This is a genomic window from Helicobacter suis (genome assembly GCF_902196135.1).
GTDB classification, from domain to species: domain Bacteria; phylum Campylobacterota; class Campylobacteria; order Campylobacterales; family Helicobacteraceae; genus Helicobacter; species Helicobacter suis_A.
Map to the genome: position 1 here is coordinate 22610 of NZ_CABIKE010000004.1, position 16043 is coordinate 38652.

Annotated in this window: 18 protein-coding genes; 16 read left to right on the forward strand and 2 right to left on the reverse strand. The window is 40.9% G+C overall.

Going from position 1 to position 16043, the window contains the following annotated elements; translation table 11 throughout:
• Positions 1 to 64: 64 nt before the first annotated feature.
• Positions 65 to 1411 carry a phosphomethylpyrimidine synthase ThiC gene (gene thiC / locus G6Q06_RS03595; RefSeq protein WP_163533485.1) on the forward strand — a complete coding sequence of 449 codons (1347 nt, stop codon included), beginning with the start codon at positions 65 to 67 and terminating at the stop codon, positions 1409 to 1411.
• On the opposite strand, the gene G6Q06_RS03600 is transcribed toward thiC, so the two are convergent.
• Positions 1408 to 1764: a c-type cytochrome gene (locus G6Q06_RS03600; protein WP_163533486.1), complete on the reverse strand. Its 357-nt coding sequence runs from the start codon at positions 1762 to 1764 to the stop codon at positions 1408 to 1410. The two genes, thiC and G6Q06_RS03600, sit on opposite strands and share 4 nt — an antisense overlap.
• 68 nt (positions 1765 to 1832) lie before the next feature.
• On the opposite strand from G6Q06_RS03600, the gene G6Q06_RS03605 reads away from it, so the two are divergent.
• Genes G6Q06_RS03605 through nspC form a run of 10 tightly spaced genes read left to right on the forward strand, consistent with a single transcriptional unit; the run spans position 1833 to position 10322 of the window.
• Entirely contained in the window at positions 1833 to 2687 is an 855-nt protein-coding gene (locus G6Q06_RS03605) for a bifunctional 5,10-methylenetetrahydrofolate dehydrogenase/5,10-methenyltetrahydrofolate cyclohydrolase (protein ID WP_205435850.1), read from the forward strand.
• Positions 2688 to 2707: 20 nt separating this feature from the next.
• Positions 2708 to 3580: a signal peptidase I gene (gene lepB / locus G6Q06_RS03610; protein ID WP_163564060.1), complete on the forward strand. Its 873-nt coding sequence runs from the start codon at positions 2708 to 2710 to the stop codon at positions 3578 to 3580.
• Entirely contained in the window at positions 3580 to 4026 is a 447-nt protein-coding gene (gene rpiB, locus G6Q06_RS03615; protein WP_163565760.1) for a ribose 5-phosphate isomerase B, read from the forward strand. The genes lepB and rpiB overlap by 1 nt, the downstream gene beginning before the upstream one ends.
• Positions 4020 to 4352 (forward strand): hypothetical protein, encoded by a 333-nt coding sequence (locus tag G6Q06_RS03620; RefSeq protein ID WP_163498882.1) that lies wholly within the window; start codon positions 4020 to 4022, stop codon positions 4350 to 4352. The genes rpiB and G6Q06_RS03620 overlap by 7 nt, the downstream gene beginning before the upstream one ends.
• Before the next feature lie 6 nt (positions 4353 to 4358).
• On the forward strand, positions 4359 to 4907 hold the full coding sequence (apt, locus tag G6Q06_RS03625) for an adenine phosphoribosyltransferase (RefSeq protein ID WP_163534388.1): 549 nt from the start codon (positions 4359 to 4361) through the stop codon (positions 4905 to 4907).
• 9 nt (positions 4908 to 4916) lie between these two features.
• Positions 4917 to 5543, forward strand: a complete 627-nt coding sequence (locus G6Q06_RS03630) for a DedA family protein (RefSeq protein WP_006564323.1) — start codon at positions 4917 to 4919, stop codon at positions 5541 to 5543.
• Positions 5543 to 7015: a leucyl aminopeptidase gene (locus tag G6Q06_RS03635; protein WP_205435851.1), complete on the forward strand. Its 1473-nt coding sequence runs from the start codon at positions 5543 to 5545 to the stop codon at positions 7013 to 7015. The genes G6Q06_RS03630 and G6Q06_RS03635 overlap by 1 nt, the downstream gene beginning before the upstream one ends.
• Positions 7015 to 8112, forward strand: a complete 1098-nt coding sequence (gene ychF, locus G6Q06_RS03640) for a redox-regulated ATPase YchF (protein ID WP_163565761.1) — start codon at positions 7015 to 7017, stop codon at positions 8110 to 8112. Before G6Q06_RS03635 ends, ychF begins: the two co-directional genes overlap by 1 nt.
• Before the next feature lie 36 nt (positions 8113 to 8148).
• Positions 8149 to 9120 (forward strand): chemotaxis protein, encoded by a 972-nt coding sequence (locus G6Q06_RS03645; protein ID WP_163533493.1) that lies wholly within the window; start codon positions 8149 to 8151, stop codon positions 9118 to 9120.
• Entirely contained in the window at positions 9120 to 10322 is a 1203-nt protein-coding gene (gene nspC, locus G6Q06_RS03650) for a carboxynorspermidine decarboxylase (RefSeq protein WP_205435852.1), read from the forward strand. Before G6Q06_RS03645 ends, nspC begins: the two co-directional genes overlap by 1 nt.
• Here the strand turns inward: nspC and prmC are convergent.
• Complete coding sequence (gene prmC / locus G6Q06_RS03655; RefSeq protein WP_163564064.1) at positions 10319 to 11152, reverse strand: peptide chain release factor N(5)-glutamine methyltransferase; 834 nt, start codon at positions 11150 to 11152, stop codon at positions 10319 to 10321. The two genes, nspC and prmC, sit on opposite strands and share 4 nt — an antisense overlap.
• A gap of 187 nt (positions 11153 to 11339) precedes the next feature.
• On the opposite strand from prmC, the gene G6Q06_RS03660 reads away from it, so the two are divergent.
• Genes G6Q06_RS03660 through G6Q06_RS03680 form a run of 5 tightly spaced genes read left to right on the forward strand, consistent with a single transcriptional unit; the run spans position 11340 to position 16038 of the window.
• The gene (locus G6Q06_RS03660; protein WP_163533495.1) at positions 11340 to 12386 is read left to right on the forward strand and encodes a D-alanine--D-alanine ligase; all 1047 of its coding nucleotides are present in this window, start codon (positions 11340 to 11342) and stop codon (positions 12384 to 12386) included.
• Positions 12386 to 13111 carry an alpha/beta fold hydrolase gene (locus tag G6Q06_RS03665; RefSeq protein WP_163533496.1) on the forward strand — a complete coding sequence of 242 codons (726 nt, stop codon included), beginning with the start codon at positions 12386 to 12388 and terminating at the stop codon, positions 13109 to 13111. The genes G6Q06_RS03660 and G6Q06_RS03665 overlap by 1 nt, the downstream gene beginning before the upstream one ends.
• Positions 13112 to 13128: 17 nt before the next feature.
• Entirely contained in the window at positions 13129 to 14592 is a 1464-nt protein-coding gene (locus G6Q06_RS03670) for a Mur ligase family protein (protein ID WP_205435853.1), read from the forward strand.
• An 8-nt stretch (positions 14593 to 14600) separates the two neighbouring features.
• On the forward strand, positions 14601 to 15122 hold the full coding sequence (locus G6Q06_RS03675; protein WP_163534394.1) for an HIT family protein: 522 nt from the start codon (positions 14601 to 14603) through the stop codon (positions 15120 to 15122).
• Positions 15103 to 16038, forward strand: a complete 936-nt coding sequence (locus G6Q06_RS03680) for a ribose-phosphate pyrophosphokinase (protein WP_006564313.1) — start codon at positions 15103 to 15105, stop codon at positions 16036 to 16038. The genes G6Q06_RS03675 and G6Q06_RS03680 overlap by 20 nt, the downstream gene beginning before the upstream one ends.
• Positions 16039 to 16043: the final 5 nt, after the last annotated feature.

Below are 16043 nucleotides of genomic sequence, written 5' to 3' on the forward strand. Positions count from 1 at the left end.
TTCTTAAGCCTATATTCAAGCGCTTTTGCTAGTGTGTTGCTCTTTTAAATATAAAGGAGAGCGCATGCGCAGTTATCTAGCTAAAAGAAGTAAGGATTTGATTAAAACCCAGCTACATTACGCCAAAAAGGGCGTTATTACAGAGGAAATGGCTTACATCGCCAATATAGAAGAGGTGAGCCCAGAGCAAGTGCGATCTGAGGTAGCACGAGGACGGCTGATCATTCCGGCTAATATAGAGCATAGCAATTTAGAACCTATGGGCATTGGAGTGGCGCTTAAAACCAAGATCAACGCTAATATTGGTAGCTCGGCTATTATCCACTCTACAGATAAGGAGGTAGAAAAACTCCGCATAGCTATCAAGTATGGGGCAGATACGGTGATGGATCTTTCTACTGGTGGGGATTTAGATGCGATCCGTATAGAAATTATCAAGGCCTCTAGTGTGCCCATTGGAACTGTACCGATGTATCAGATTTTACACGATGTCAACAACGATGTGATGCAATTAGACATTAATACAATGTTAGGGGTGTTAGAAAAACAGGCCAAACAGGGGGTGAGTTATTTTACAATCCATTGCGGGTTTTTGCTTGAGCATATGCCCTTTGTGAGCCGGCGCAAAATGGGGATTGTGAGCCGTGGGGGGAGCTTAATGGCCTCTTGGATGATGCACTATCATAAACAAAACCCTTTCTATAGTGCCTTTGATGACATTTTAGCCATTTGCCAAAAATATGATGTGAGTTTGAGTTTAGGCGATTCTTTGCGCCCCGGATGCCTAGCTGATGCTAGCGATGCAGCCCAATTTGCTGAGCTAAAAGTTTTAGGAGAATTAGCTAAGCGCGCCTATGAAAAAGATGTACAGGTGATGATTGAGGGACCTGGACATGTGCCCTTAAATCAAATTGAGCGCAATGTAAAATTGCAAAAGGAGCTATGTAACCACGCCCCCTTTTATGTTCTAGGGCCCTTGGTTACAGACATTGCGGCCGGTTATGATCACATCGCTAGTGCGATTGGGGCATGTGTGGCGGCATGGAAGGGGGTAGCGATGCTTTGCTATGTTACGCCTAAGGAGCATTTAGGCCTGCCCAATGCAAGAGATGTAAGGGAGGGGATTTTAGCCTATAAAATTGCTGCCCATGCAGCCGACATTGCGCGGGGTAGGATTAATGCTAGAGTGCGCGATGATTTGATGAGCGATGCGCGCTATGCTTTTGAGTGGAATAGGCAGTTTGAACTTGCCCTTGATCCTGATCGCGCCAAAGAATACCACGATGAGGCGCTACCCCAAGATGTTTTCAAAGAAGCAGAATTTTGCTCTATGTGTGGGCCTAAGTTTTGTAGCTATAAGGTGAGCCAAGATATTTTTAAAAATTACCAAAAAGAGAGCAATAAAGCTTAATCTTTTTTGCTATGGGTGGAGGTGATGTAGTAGTAAATGGCGCGGATTTCATCAGGGGTTAGATTGTAGCGAGGCATGATGGATTTGCCGCTAAAAAGGGCTTTTGAAAAGCGCTCAAAATCAAGGTTATAAATGGGAGGGGCTTTAAAAATCCTCTCTTGGTTATTGGCTGTGGTGTAGCGGGTGATGATTTTCTCCTCGCCTAGTTCTCCGTGGCACTTAGCACAGCTAATGTTGCGCGGGTTGTGATAAAGCTCCTTGCCATATTCTAAAAGTGTGATAAAACTATCATCTTGCGTGCTGGCCTTAATAAACATGAAAAAACCTAGTAAAAAGCTTAAGAGATAATGCAAGTTCTCCCTTTCAAAAAAGTTTTTCAAAAAACTTTGATTATAATAGCGCAAAAATTTGGTTGGGGTTGATGGTTTTATTAGACGGGCAAGCGCTTGCCAACTTAAGAGAAAAAGAATTATGCCAAGAAGTAGAAAAATTGCGCGCGGTGGTACGCCCCGTTTTGGCTGTGATCTTAGTGGGGCAAGATGTGGCTAGTGTGTTGTATGTGAACATGAAAGCTAAGGCTTGTAAACGCGTAGGGATTGTCTGTATCCTCCAAACTTTAGAAGAACAAACCACCCAAGAGGCGCTTTTACAAATCATTGAAAAGCATAACCAAAACCTAGAAATCCATGGAATTTTAGTCCAATTACCCCTACCAAAACACATTGATACAAGGCGCATCATTGAGGCGATCAATCCGCGTAAAGATGTGGATGGGTTTCATCCTCTAAATGTAGGGCGGGTGTATTCTAATAGTTTGCATGCGGGCTTTTTACCGGCTACGGCTATGGGAGCGCTAGAACTTTTAAAACATTATAAGATTGAGATAAAGGGTAAGGATGTGGTCATTATAGGGGCGAGTAATATCGTAGGTAGGCCACTAGCTTCTTTAATGCTTAATGCCGGAGCAAGTGTGAGTATATGCCATATCCTCACAAAAGATTTAAGCCTTTATACTAAGCGGGCAGATATTATTTGTGTGGGTGTAGGCAAACCTAGATTACTCCAGACTAACATGGTTAAAAAGGGGGTTGTGGTGGTAGATATTGGGATTAATAAAGAAGGGGGTAAAGTGGTGGGGGATGCAGATTTTGAGGGGTTAAAAGATAAGGTTAGTTATATCACTCCTGTACCTAAGGGAGTAGGGCCTATGACCATTGTTTGCTTACTACAAAATACGATTTTAGCAGCTAAAGAGCAAGTAGGGGTGGGGGCTTAAATTATATTGCAAGGGTAGATATGGGTATATTGCAGGCATTGCGCCGTTTTGTGATGAGTTGGACGGGGACGGTTGTTTTGGTGTTACTGGCTATCTTTTTTGTAGCCCAAGCTTTTGTGATTCCTTCGCGCTCTATGGTGGGTACACTTTATGAGGGCGATATGCTTTTTGTGAAAAAATTTAGTTATGGGATTCCTATCCCGCGTTTGCCTTGGCTAGATATTCCACTGCTACCCGATTTTAAAGGTAATGGCCATCTTTTTGAGGGCAAAAGACCTAAGCGGGGTGAGGTGGTGGTCTTCATTCCGCCAACAAATAAGGGTTATTATGTCAAACGGCTTTTTGCAGTGGGAGGCGATGAGGTGGTGTTTAACCAAGAGGGGTTTTATCTGCACCCAGTAGAAAGCGAAAAAGATCCAAAATACATCGCCACACATTTTCCCAACCACCCAACAAAACAATTTTTGGGGAAAGATTTTGTCTTTGCACCCTATGCAGATAAACACTTAGGGATTTTTTATAGCAAGAATAACCAAACTTTTAACATCATGGAAGCTATTTATGCGCACCAAATCCTTAATTTGCCCGGGATTAGCATGCGGCTAGTTGATCACGATGGGGAAAATATCTTTTATGTCAAGGTTGAAAAAGATCACTTTTTTATGATCGGGGATAACCGCGATGATAGCAGTGATTCGCGCTTTTGGGGGAGTGTGCCCTATAGCCATATTGTGGGTACGCCTTGGTTTGTTTATTTTAGCCTTAATCTTACCAATAGCATTGAGGCTGGCAAGGGGTCTAAAAATATCTTTACGGTTCGCTGGAAGCGCATGTTTAAAACTCTAGCAGGTTTAGAAAGCCAACTAGAGAAACGCCATGTACAGGAGGATTGATGCAAAAATTTGTGGTACTGGGTTGTGATCATGCGGGCTTAAACTTAGCAGCATTTATACAAGATTTTTTACAAGAAAGACAGGCTTTACTAAAGGTTTATAAGCCAGAAAAAGGGCAATCTGTGGATTATCCAGATTTTGCTAAACAAGTTGTTAAAACTCTTTTAGAGGATATACAACGCCTTAAGGGGGTGCTTGTGTGTGGGAGTGGGATAGGCATGAGCATGGCGTGTAATAAAATACCTAGTGTGCGTGCGGCCTTGTGCACGGATGCTTATATGGCTAAAATGGCAAGATTACACAATGATGCTAATGTGCTATGCTTAGGGCAAAATGTGGTGGGTTTTGGAGTGGCACAGAGTATTTTAGAGGCGTTTTTAAATACAGATTTTGAAGGCGGGCGGCATGCTAGGCGGGTGGCTAAAATAGAGGAGATGCAGTGCTAGCCCAATGGATGCTAGTTACGCTTATCATTTTATTTGCCTGTTACATGGCAGTGCGTACTTTTTTTTACCGCTCTGTGGCTAAAAAGCAAGAAAAATACACCGCATCCATGAAACTCACTTTGCAGGAGGCAGAAGTTTTGATCCAAAAATACCAGCTACAATTACAGCGCTCTTTGGGCAATATTGATATTCTCACCCACGAGATGAATGCGCTTAAAGACGAAGTCAAAGTTTTAAAACAAAGAAATGCCCAGTACCGCTTAGAGACAGATAAATACAAGTCGCGTATCCGCGAATTAGAACAAAAAATTGAAGCCTTGTTGTGAGAAAACATGTTTAGTCAGAAATTAAAAGCCCAACTCAAAGAAGAGATTCGCGAGATCAAAGATCACCCACAAAAGGGAATTTTATTTAAGGACATCACCCCGCTTTTAAGCCACCCGGTTTTATTTGCAACCCTTATTGATGCGCTCAAAGATCGCTACAAACTCTATAATATTGATTTTGTAGTAGGGATTGAGGCTAGGGGGTTTATTTTAGGCGCAGCTTTAGCTTATGCTCTTCAAGCAGGTTTTGTACCCATCCGTAAAAAAGGCAAATTGCCCTACCACACACTAAGTGCAGAATACAGCTTAGAGTACGGGCAAGATTGCGTAGAAATCCATAGCGATGCGTTTAGAGAGCTTAAAAATGCCCATGTGATTCTCATAGATGATCTCATCGCTACGGGAGGTACGGCTCTGGCTAGTTTAGAGTTATTAGAAAAACTCCAAGCTAAGTGTATAGAAGCCTGTTTTTTGATCGCCCTTAGAGATTTAGAAGGGTTGTCTAAAGTTGCTCAAAAGGCCAGTGTCTTTAGTGTTTTAGAGTATGAAAGATAAAAGAGGCTCATGGAAGCGTATATCCTAGAATTGTGGAACAATTACGCGGCCAACTGGGGTTATTTAATTCTCTTTTTCTGGAGTATTTTAGAAGGTGAGATTGGGCTAATCCTAGCGGGCATGGCTTGTTATGCGGGGCATATGAATCTTTTCTTAGCCATTAGCGTAGCTGCTTTGGGGGGCTTTAGCGGGGATCAAACTTATTTTTACATTGGCAGAACGAGCAAACAATTTATCAATAAAAAACTAGAAAAACAAAGACGCAAGCTAGCCCTAGCGCATTTACTTTTACAAAAATACGGCTGGTTTATTATTTTTATCCAGCGCTACATGTATGGGATGCGTACAATCATTCCTATTAGTATTGGCTTGACTCGTTATAACATGCTTAAATTTGCCCTAATTAATCTAGCTAGCGCCTTTGTATGGGCATCAATTACCATTTCACTTGCGTGGTATTTTGGTGAACAACTTTATGACTTACTAGAATTGCTTAAGCGTTATCCTTACCTAATTATACTACTATTAGCTCTTGTATTAGGGGCTGTGGTTTGGTATTTTAATGTGTCTACAAGAAGGATTGATAAGAGAATCCAAAAAGTCCAGCAAGGACTAAAACTTAAGAAAGGAAAGTGATGTTAACACTTAAACTAGAACAGGCTTCTTTGGAACAAATACAAGCAGGCGTAACCATCGTGTTTGTGGTGGATAAGGATTTAAGCGTAGCGGTGGATAAAAATACTTTAGAAACCTTCCATTATGAAGGAGAGGGTGTATTTTTAGATCAAGCCAACCGCGTGCTTTATGTAGGGCTTGCTAAGAGTGATGTGCACCTATTTAGAGAGGCTGCTTGCACAGCTGTGCGTACCTTGAAAAAATCCAAGTTTAAAAGCGCAAAAGTAGGGCTCTATGCGGCTAAACATTCTGTAGATAAACACGCCCTAGAAGAAACAATGCTAGCGATCTTTACTGGGGCGCAGTTTGGGCTATACGAATATGAGGCCTATAAGCAAAAAAAAGAACCCGCACATTTACAAGAACTTTTTGTTTCTCTACAGGCAAAAGATTTAAAAACCGAGAGCAAAACTTTAGAACACGCTTTAGAAAAAGCCTTGCATAAATCCCGTATTCTAGTTGAACATGTCAACCTAGCCCGCGATTTAGTCAACACACCCCCCAATGTGGCCAACGCGCCCTATGTGGCTAAGATCGCACAGGATTTAGCTGAAAAGAATGGATTGGATTGTTTTGTACATGGAGAGGATTATTTAGAGGAAAAGAAAATGGGGGCTTATCTAGCCGTTAATAGAGCTTCAGCCAATCCCCCCCAACTTGTCCATCTGATCTATAAACCTAAAAATGCTAAGAAAAAAATCGTTCTTGTAGGTAAGGGACTGACTTATGATTGCGGGGGGCTTAGCATTAAAACCCCTGAGTATATGCTCACAATGAAGGCAGATAAAGGCGGGGCATGCGCGGTATTAGCCACTGTTAATGCTTTAGCGCATTTGGCTGTAGATGCAGAAGTACATGGAGTATTAGGCCTAGCTGAAAACATGATTTCTGGCAATTCTTATCGCCCCGATGATATTTTAATCTCTAAAGAAGGTAAAACCATTGAAGTACGCAACACCGATGCAGAAGGGCGCTTGGTGCTAGCTGATTGTTTAAGCTTTGCACAAGATTTACAACCCGATCTTATCGTGGATTTTGCCACACTTACAGGGGCTTGTGTGGTGGGTCTTGGTTCTTATACTAGTGGCATTATGGGCAATAATGAGCATCTTAAAAGCCAATTTGAGCATGCCGCACTTAAAAGCGGGGAATTAGCGGCTAAATTGCCCTTTAACCGCCATTTGCGCAAGTTGCTAGATTCTAAAATGGCAGATATTAGCAATGTTACCCCTGTACGCTATGGGGGTGCGATCACTGCCGGACTTTTCCTAAATGAGTTTATCCGCGAGGATTATAAAGACAAATGGCTACATATTGATATTGCCGGGCCCGCTTATATTGAAAAAGATTGGGATGTTAATACGGCCGGAGCTAGCGGGGCGGGGGTGCGCATGTGTGTAGAATTTGTACTAGAAGTTTTGGCTAAATCTTAATGGGTCTATCTATTGGGATTGTGGGTTTGCCTAATGTGGGTAAATCTAGCTTATTTAACGCTTTAACCCGCACAACACAGGCCCAGAGTGCAAACTACCCTTTTTGTACGATTGATCCTAATAAAGCGGTGGTAGATGTGCCCGATGCGCGTTTAAAAGAGTTAGCACGCATTGTTAAGCCTGAGAAAATCCAACACTCTAGCGTGGAATTTGTAGATATTGCTGGATTGATTAAAGGAGCTAGTCAAGGCGAGGGCTTGGGGAATCAATTTTTAGCAGCTGTTAGAGAATGTGCGGTGATTTTGCATGTGGTGCGCTGTTTTGAAGATGAAAATATCACCCATGTTAGCGGTCAAATCAACCCTTTAGCCGACATAGAAACCATAGAAATTGAGTTGATCTTAGCTGATATTCAGAGTTTACAAAAACGCTTAGATAAGCTAAACAAACTTGCTAAAACATCCAAAGATGCCCAAGCAAGTTTAAGAGTTGCTGACGCGCTTTTAGCGCATTTAAACGCATTAAAACCGGCTAGTACTTTTGTTCCCCAAGATGATTATTTTTTAGAACTTAACCGCGAGTTGCGTTTTTTAAGCGCTAAAAAGGTGATTTATGTGGCTAATGTAGATGAGGCACATGTCAATTCTTTGAATGCCCACGCACATTGTGTACAAGATTTAGCCAAGCAAAGAAACGCGCCTTTTGTGGGTTTAAGCGCTAAATTAGAAGAAGAACTAGGGGGCATGGAAGAACATGAGGCTCAAGAGTTTTTACAAAGCTTAGGGGTAAATCAAAGCGGGTTAGATAAAATCATTGCTTTAGGTTTTGATGCTCTAGGTTTAATGAGTTATTTTACCGCTGGGGTTAAAGAAGTACGCGCGTGGACTATTTTAAAGGGCTCTAGTGCACCGGTGGCTGCTGGGGTGATTCATAAGGACTTTGAAAAGGGCTTTATTAAAGCTGAAACTATTTCTTATGCGGATTTTATCGCCTGTGGGGGGGAACAGGGCGCTAAACAAAAGGGAGTTTTAAGAGTGGAGGGCAAAGATTACATCGTTCAAGATGGCGATGTGATGCATTTTAGATTTAATGTTTAGATGTTGTAATGTCTATTTTGTAGTTAAAGGAAGTGTATGCCCAACAATTTAGCCCATATCGATCAGGTTACAAGTCTACATAAAAACAACGAGCTACAACTCTTGTGCTTTCGCTTAGGCAAAAACAAGGATTTATACGCGGTCAATGTGTTTAAAATCCGCGAAGTGGTGAAGTATAACGGGAGTTTAACCATTATTAGCCATGAACCTAACTCTTTAGTAGAGGGGCTCATTATTATTAGAGAACTCACCATCCCTCTAATTGACATGAAAAAGTGGTTTTATTATGACAGCAGCAATAAACAAAAGGATTTACGCCCTTATTGCATTGAAAAGGCTGATGGTAAAGATGATATCGTGATGATTTGTGAATTTTCCCGCTGGACAATTGGGGTGCGCATTTATGAAGCCGATCGCATCTTGAATAAAAAATGGACTGAAATCGAGCAGAGTGCGGGTGTGGGGGGCAATACGGGAAATAGTAAACTAGTGAGTCGTACCCGCTATTTTGATGGGCGTTTGGTGCAGGTGGTAGATATTGAAAAAATGTTAACAGATGTGTTTCCCTGGATTGAGCAAGAAAGCCATGCAGAATTAGACACACTAACCCAGCTTTATAGCGATAAACTAGTGCTACTAGCCGATGACTCTCCTAGCGTGCTTAAAACCATGCAGGTGATCTTAGATAAACTAGGCATTAAACATTTAGATTTTATTAATGGAAAACAACTTTTAGATTATCTCTTTGCTAAAGAAACAGCCATTGAAGACATAGGGCTCATCATTACAGATTTAGAAATGCCAGAAGCTAGCGGGTTTGAGGTGATTAGACGGGCTAAATCAGACCCTAATATGGCGCGTATCCCTATTGTTGTCAATTCTTCCATGAGTGGGAGTAGCAATGAGGAAATGGCACGCTCTTTACATGCCGATGATTTTATCTCCAAATCTAACCCCAAAGATGTAGAGCGCATTGTCAAACAATTCATGCACACACAACAGGCTTAATGGATTATCATTCTATCCCCTCCCCCTGCTATGTACTAGAGCTAGCTAAGTTACAACGCAACTTAGCAATTTTAGAGAGAGTGCAAAAAGAAGCGGGGGTTAAAATTGTACTCGCGTTGAAAGGATTTGCCTTTTGGCGGAGTTTTGAATGGTTACGGGTGAGTTTGCATGGTTGCTGTGCAAGTGGGGTATATGAAGCCTTGTTAGCCTATGAAGAATTTGGTTCTAGAGAGAGTGGTAAAGAGATCTGTGTTTTTAGTCCGGGGTTTAAAGAGGTGGATATTAAACAACTCTTGCCCATTGCCACACACATTATTTTTAATTCCTTTACCCAGTATCATGCCTATAAAGACCTCATCTTAGCAAAAAATAAACAACTGAGTAAACTAGGACTCTCATCTATTAAAATGGGTTTACGCATCAATCCGCTTTTTAGCCGTGTTCAACCCTTGATTTATAATCCCTGTGCCCCTCATAGTCGTTTGGGTATCCCCCCAAAAGCCTTTAAAGAAGGTTTAGAGCGCTACGGCTTAGAAGGGGTGAGTGGTTTACACTTCCACACCCATTGCCAACAAGATGCCTCTGATTTGCAAGAGGGTTTAGATCATGTAAAAAAACATTTTGGAGAAACTCTAGCCCAAGTGCAATGGCTTAACATGGGAGGAGGACAACACATGAGCAAAGAGGGCTATGCTTTAGAAGTTTTGATTCAAGCCATACAACAACTTAAAAAAGACTATCCTAATCTGAGAGAAATTTTTTGTGAGCCCGGGGAGGCGGTGGGTTATCAGACGGGGTTTTTACTCTCTAGCGTGCTAGATATTGTGGAAAATGGCGCACAAATTGCCATTTTAGATGTGAGTATCACCAACCACATGCCAGATTGCCTAGAAATGCCTTATAAACCTGAAATTTTCAAGGTGGCTTTAGATGGCAGTGTAGAAGTAGGCAGTGAGGCAGGAGAATTTGGCTATTTTCTGGGGGGTGTGAGTTGTTTGGCTGGAGATTTTATTGGGCCTTATTACTTTGAAAACCCCTTACAAGTGGGCGATCGAATTATCTTTGAGGATATGTTGCATTATACGATTGTGAAAAACAATACTTTTAATGGAATTGCTTTACCTAGTTTGGGTCTTATTGAACATAACCAATTCAAGTTACTAAAAAAGTTTGATTTTTCTCACTATAAAGAGCGCAATTAAGTCGGCCTAGTCGCTACAAAGCCTCGATCTAAATTAGAATAATCGGTGTAAAAATTTGCTTGATAGCCTTTTAACCCTAAGTGCTCACTTAAAGAAGCCTTGTGGTTATGCCCCATTTCACAGGCTAGATATTTCACCCGTTTATTTGCCGCCTGATCAATAAGGGCTTTTAAAATCTCATCTCCATACTCGCCCCCATAAAGTGCAATCTCTGGTTCATAACGCACTGAATCTTCTAAGGGGTAATCTAGCGCAACATAAGGCGGGTTACTCACAACTAAAGTTCTAGCCTTGATATCTACACCTTCTAGCAAAGAGGTTTGGAATAAATTAATGCGGTTTTGTAGATTAAAAGTAGAGATATTCACACTAGCCACCTCTAAAGCTTCCATTGTAATATCTGTAGCCAAGATAGAAATTTTAGGGTGTGCCATAGCTAGACTTACAGAGATCACACCGCTACCAATCCCCACTTCCACAACATTTTTAATCCCATAATTTTGGATTAACTCAGAAGCTTGGTGGACTAAAATTTCTGTTTCTGGTCTAGGGATGAGTACCCGCTCATCTACAAAAAAGATACGGCCATAAAAACTCACCTCATTGGTGATATATTCAATCGGAAAACCCTTAGCTCTTGTTTTTACCATACGCATGAAGCGTTCAAAGGCAAAACTATCTAGTTCTTCTTGGGCATGGATGTGCAAATACACCCGGTCTACACCTAAAAGATGGCTTAAAAGAAGTTCAGATTCTAAAGCGCTACGCACCCCCCTATTTTTAAGTACCTTCTTAGCTTCATACAAGGCTTTTGAGATATTATTTTCCATAAACTCACTTTGGCCGGATTGTTAATTTAAATTAGAAAAATCGCACCTGTGGCGCTTAACTTCTGCGTAAAACCAGCCAGTTATTCTATCTTAAAAAGCCTTATGCATGTTTAAGTAGCATAGGGGATATTTCAAAAGATTAGGTATAATAGACCCCTTAGATTTCTTGTAAGTTTGAAGGATAGAAGTGGATTATGGGCTGTTGTTTGGCGGGAAGAGTTATGAACATGAGATCAGTATTGTAAGTGCTGTGGCGCTTAAGGAAGTGTTAGGGGAGCAGATTAGTTCTTTTATCTTTTTAGACGGGGCGCATAAATTTTATTTGATTGATAAAAAAGACATGCGTTCTCACTTTTTCTCCAGTGGGCAGTATAAAAAAAGCCCTGAGTTGGTGTTAAAACACGGAGGTTTTTATACACACGGCCTTTTAGGTGGCAAAAGTGTTAGCATGTCTGTTTTAATTAATTTAATCCATGGAGGCGATGGAGAAGATGGCAAGATCGCCTCTTTTTTAGATTTTTTTGGGATTTCATTTATAGGCCCTAGAGTTGAAGGCTGTGTTTTAAGCTATAGCAAGTATTTTACAAAAATGTTAGCCAAAGAAAAAGGGATTAGTATTTTGCCCTATATCTTTTTAGAACAACACAATATTGGAGCGCTACAAAACCTAGATTATCCCCTAATTGTTAAACCAAACCGGCTAGGTAGTTCTATTGGTATTAGGGTGATCAAAGATGCAAAGGATATGGCCTATGTTTTAGATGAAGTGTTTGAGTTTGATAGCCAAGTGCTCATTGAACCCTTTAAACAAGGGGTGAGAGAATATAATTTAGCAGGCTGTAAAATTCAAAGTGAGGGGGAGGAGGGAAAATTTATATTTTCTGTTGTAGAGGAGCCACATAAAAAAGAATGGTTGGGATTTGAAGAGAAATACTTAGATTTTGGGCGTACACAAAAAGTTAAGCAAGCAGATATTAGTAGCCATTTAGAGGAAAAGATGCGCCAAATATTCCAACTTATTTACGATCCATTCTTTGTTGGGGCTATTATTCGTTGCGATTTTTTTGTGATCAATGAGGAAGTCTATTTAAATGAGATCAATCCCATTCCGGGCAGTTTAGCCCACTATCTCTTTGAAGATTTTTCCTCTTTGCTAGAACAGATCTATTTGCCTAAACAGCCCATTATTCCTATTACTTATCACTATATCAACCAGATTCAAAAAGCCAAGTAATGGCTAAGCGTCGTGTCTTGTATCAGGGATACACTTTTGAAATCGCCTATATTTTTGATAACCGGCGCGTACCTAAAAATTTGGTGTTTTTGCATGGTTGGGGGAGCTCTAAAGAATTAATGCAAACGGCCTTTAAAGCCTTTTTTAATCACTACAACCATTTTTATTTAGATTTACCCGGATTTGGTAAAAGCCCCAATCATATTTTCCTTACCCCTAGAGATTATGCTAAAATCGTAGACGCGTTTTTTGCTTCCTTGCAAGTAGAAATTGACATGGCCATTGGGCATAGCTTTGGGGGTAAAGTGGCGTTATTGTGCCGGAGTACTAATTTAGTGCTTTTAAGTACAGCAGGAATTTTAATCCCCAAATCCTTTACAACCCGTTTTAAAATTAAAATGGCTAAAGGCTTAAAGGTTTTAGGGTTAAAAAAAGCGCTAGGCTTACTAGCTAGTAAAGATGCGCATAATCTAAATCAAGCCATGTATGAAACCTTCAAATACACAGTACAAGAGGATTTTGAGGAGCAATTTAAAGCCTGTAAAAAGCCAACTTTAATTTTATGGGGGCAAGAAGACACCACAACCCCCCTAGAAGCAGGACAAAGAGTCGCTTCTTTAGTACCTAAGAATTGTTTTTCTGTGTTAAAGGGCGATCATTATTTCTTTTTAAAGCAGGGATTGGAAGTGGAGAGACGCTGTTTAGAATATTTTAAAGAGGATTAGAGTCGCTAGTCATGGTGATGGATACACTAGAGTGGATCGCGGTATGGGCATTTGTACTAGGTCTAAATTATTATCTCATTACACTCTTGCAGTGGTATCATTATAGTTATGTGCGGGTGATCACCAAGCACCATAAACGGCGTTGGCATTTTCAGCATGCTATCTTACCCATTGCTGTTTTTATCACCACACAGATCATGCATTGGGATTTGGCCTTTATCGTGTTTGTAGGCTTTGTGCAGATCCCTAGCCTTATCTCTTGGAATGTACACTTAGATAAACGGCTTGTTTTTACCCCACGGGTGGTACGCTTTTTTACCTTTCTACTTTTATTCTTATTTACCGATGCGATTTTAGTGCATATTTATGGCAAAGTGTGTTCTTTGCTCTATCTCTTACTCATTATCCTAGTCCACATCGCTTGTAAGGCTTATGAGGCTTTAATTGCCTCTGGGTATGTGCGTCTGGCTAAAGAAAAACTAAAGCGCATGGCAAATTTACAAATTATTGCTATTACCGGTAGCTTTGGGAAAACAAGTGTTAAGAATTATCTTTATCAAATCTTGCAAGGCAAATTCACTATTTATTCCTCCCTTAATAGTGTAAATACCTTATTAGGTCTCAGTCAGGATATTAACCAAAATCTAGATGAAACAAGTACCCTTTATATTGCTGAGGCGGGGGCTAGACAAAAGGGTGATATTAAAGCCATCGCCTCACTCTTAGAACATCACTATGCTATCATTACTGAAATTGGCAACCAGCACATTGAGTATTTTAAAGATATAGAAACGATTTATGAAACAAAGGCCGAATTACTCCAATCTCCTCGCTTAATCCAAGCCTTTTGTTATGATAAAAACCCCCTAGAGTCTTTTTATACAGAACTTACAGATAAAATCAAACTCTATCCCGGACAAATCCGCCATGCTAACGCTACCTTAGAGGGAACTTCTTTTGAGTTATTTTTAGACAACCAATGGGTGGCCTTTGAGACTAAAATTTTAGGCGCTTTTAATGTGGATAACATCGCTTTAGCGGTTTTAATGGGGCATTATTTTGATATTTCTATCCCGCAGTTACAAAGATTAGTAGCCAAGCTTAACCCAGTCCCCCACCGCCTCCACCCTTTGCGCATTAATGATAAATTTATCATAGATGATGGCTTTAATGGCAATTTAAAGGGCATGCTAGAAAGCGTACGGCTAGCTAGTTTATATGAGGGGCGTAAAATCATTGTTACACCCGGCCTAGTGGAGAGTGATGTAGAATCTAATACCACGCTGGCTAAAGCTATTGATAGCGTATTTGACATTGCCATTATCACCGGCGAATTAAATGTGAGTGTATTTGCACAGACTTTACAAAGGCCTCAAAGGGTGTTTCTCAAAGACAAAGGGCAATTAGAACAGATTTTACAAACCATCACGATTGCTAAAGACCTTATTTTATTTGCCAACGATGCACCCAATTACATCTAGGAGAACCTATGGAAAGACTTTATGCGCCTTGGAGAAGCGCCTATTTAACAGGGGAAAAATCCGGGGATTGTGTTTTTTGTGGCATTAGCCAAAATCCCCACCTAGACACACAAAACCATGTTTTATTCCGTGATTCTATTTGTTTTGTGATCATGAATCGCTACCCTTATAACCCCGGACATTTCATGGTCATTCCACACCAACATGTAGACAGCCCTGAATATTTAAGCCTTAATCATTGGCAATGTTTGCAACAACGCATCTATGAGGGTGTTAAGCTTTTATATGCCTTTGGGGCTAGTGGTATTAATGTGGGTTTTAATATTAAAGAAGCAGCAGGAGCTGGGATTGCTCCCCACTTGCATGGACATGTCATTCCCCGGTTTAATAGAGATACGAATTTTATCACCACTATCGCGCAAACGCGGGTTTATGGCGTGGATTTTGAGGCAATCTATACAAATTTAAAAACAAAAGCAATCCAATATTTCCAGCCACTTAAGGAGAAGCATGAAGACGCGCAGTTTTAAAATCTTTAGCGGGAGTGCACACCCGAGTTTTAGTAAAGAAGTTGCTAGGCATTTAAATGTTGGGCTATCTAAGGCCGTTTTGGGGTATTTTAGTGATGGAGAAATCAATGTACAGATTAGCGAATCTGTGCGTGGGCGCGATGTTTGCATTATCCAGCCTACTTGTGCGCCGGTGAATGATAATTTAATGGAACTTTTAATCATGGTGGATGCGCTTAGGCGCAGTTCAGCTAATTCAATCACGGCAGTAATTCCTTATTTTGGTTATGCCAGACAAGATCGCAAAGCCGCCCCTAGAGTGCCTATTAGCGCTAAATTAGTGGCTGACTTAATGCAAAGCGTGCAAATTGATCGCATCATCACAATGGATTTACATGCCGGCCAGATTCAAGGCTTTTTTAATATCCCGGTGGATAATCTCTATGGCTCTATTATTTTTAAAGACTATATTCTCTCACGCAATTTTAAAAACCCGATTGTGGCTAGCCCAGATATTGGGGGTGTTTCACGGGCGCGTTATTTTGCTAGCCAAATGGGGCTAGATTTAGTTATTGTAGATAAACGCAGAGAACGGGCTAATGAAGCGGAGGTGATGAATATTATTGGAGATGTGAGAAAACGGGGCGTGATCTTAGTAGATGATATGATTGATACGGCTGGGACGGTTTGTAAGGCTGCTAGTATGCTTAAAGCTAAGGGGGCGTATTCAGTTATGGCAATTGGCACGCATGCGGTTTTAAGCGGGAATGCAATAAGGCGTATCCAAGAGAGTGCTTTAGATGAAGTGGTGGTGAGTAACTCTATTCCTCTAAAAGGCAAGCATGCTAAAATCACGGTTTTGAGTGTAGCGCCCTTATTTGCGGAGGTGATTCGTAGGGTTTATCATAATGAGAGCGTACATTCGCTCTTTGTCTAAAGGAG

Coding starts and splice junctions, on each gene's coding strand:
- G6Q06_RS03675 (WP_163534394.1), top strand. CDS start 14,601: ATGGAAAGACTTTATGCGCCTTGGAGAAGCGCCTATTTAACAGGGGAA.
- apt (WP_163534388.1), top strand. CDS start 4,359: ATGTTTAGTCAGAAATTAAAAGCCCAACTCAAAGAAGAGATTCGCGAG.
- ychF (WP_163565761.1), top strand. CDS start 7,015: ATGGGTCTATCTATTGGGATTGTGGGTTTGCCTAATGTGGGTAAATCT.
- G6Q06_RS03635 (WP_205435851.1), top strand. CDS start 5,543: ATGTTAACACTTAAACTAGAACAGGCTTCTTTGGAACAAATACAAGCA.
- G6Q06_RS03605 (WP_205435850.1), top strand. CDS start 1,833: ATGGTTTTATTAGACGGGCAAGCGCTTGCCAACTTAAGAGAAAAAGAA.
- G6Q06_RS03680 (WP_006564313.1), top strand. CDS start 15,103: ATGAAGACGCGCAGTTTTAAAATCTTTAGCGGGAGTGCACACCCGAGT.
- nspC (WP_205435852.1), top strand. CDS start 9,120: ATGGATTATCATTCTATCCCCTCCCCCTGCTATGTACTAGAGCTAGCT.
- G6Q06_RS03630 (WP_006564323.1), top strand. CDS start 4,917: ATGGAAGCGTATATCCTAGAATTGTGGAACAATTACGCGGCCAACTGG.
- G6Q06_RS03665 (WP_163533496.1), top strand. CDS start 12,386: ATGGCTAAGCGTCGTGTCTTGTATCAGGGATACACTTTTGAAATCGCC.
- thiC (WP_163533485.1), top strand. CDS start 65: ATGCGCAGTTATCTAGCTAAAAGAAGTAAGGATTTGATTAAAACCCAG.
- rpiB (WP_163565760.1), top strand. CDS start 3,580: ATGCAAAAATTTGTGGTACTGGGTTGTGATCATGCGGGCTTAAACTTA.
- G6Q06_RS03645 (WP_163533493.1), top strand. CDS start 8,149: ATGCCCAACAATTTAGCCCATATCGATCAGGTTACAAGTCTACATAAA.
- lepB (WP_163564060.1), top strand. CDS start 2,708: ATGGGTATATTGCAGGCATTGCGCCGTTTTGTGATGAGTTGGACGGGG.
- G6Q06_RS03670 (WP_205435853.1), top strand. CDS start 13,129: ATGGATACACTAGAGTGGATCGCGGTATGGGCATTTGTACTAGGTCTA.
- prmC (WP_163564064.1), bottom strand. CDS start 11,152: ATGGAAAATAATATCTCAAAAGCCTTGTATGAAGCTAAGAAGGTACTT.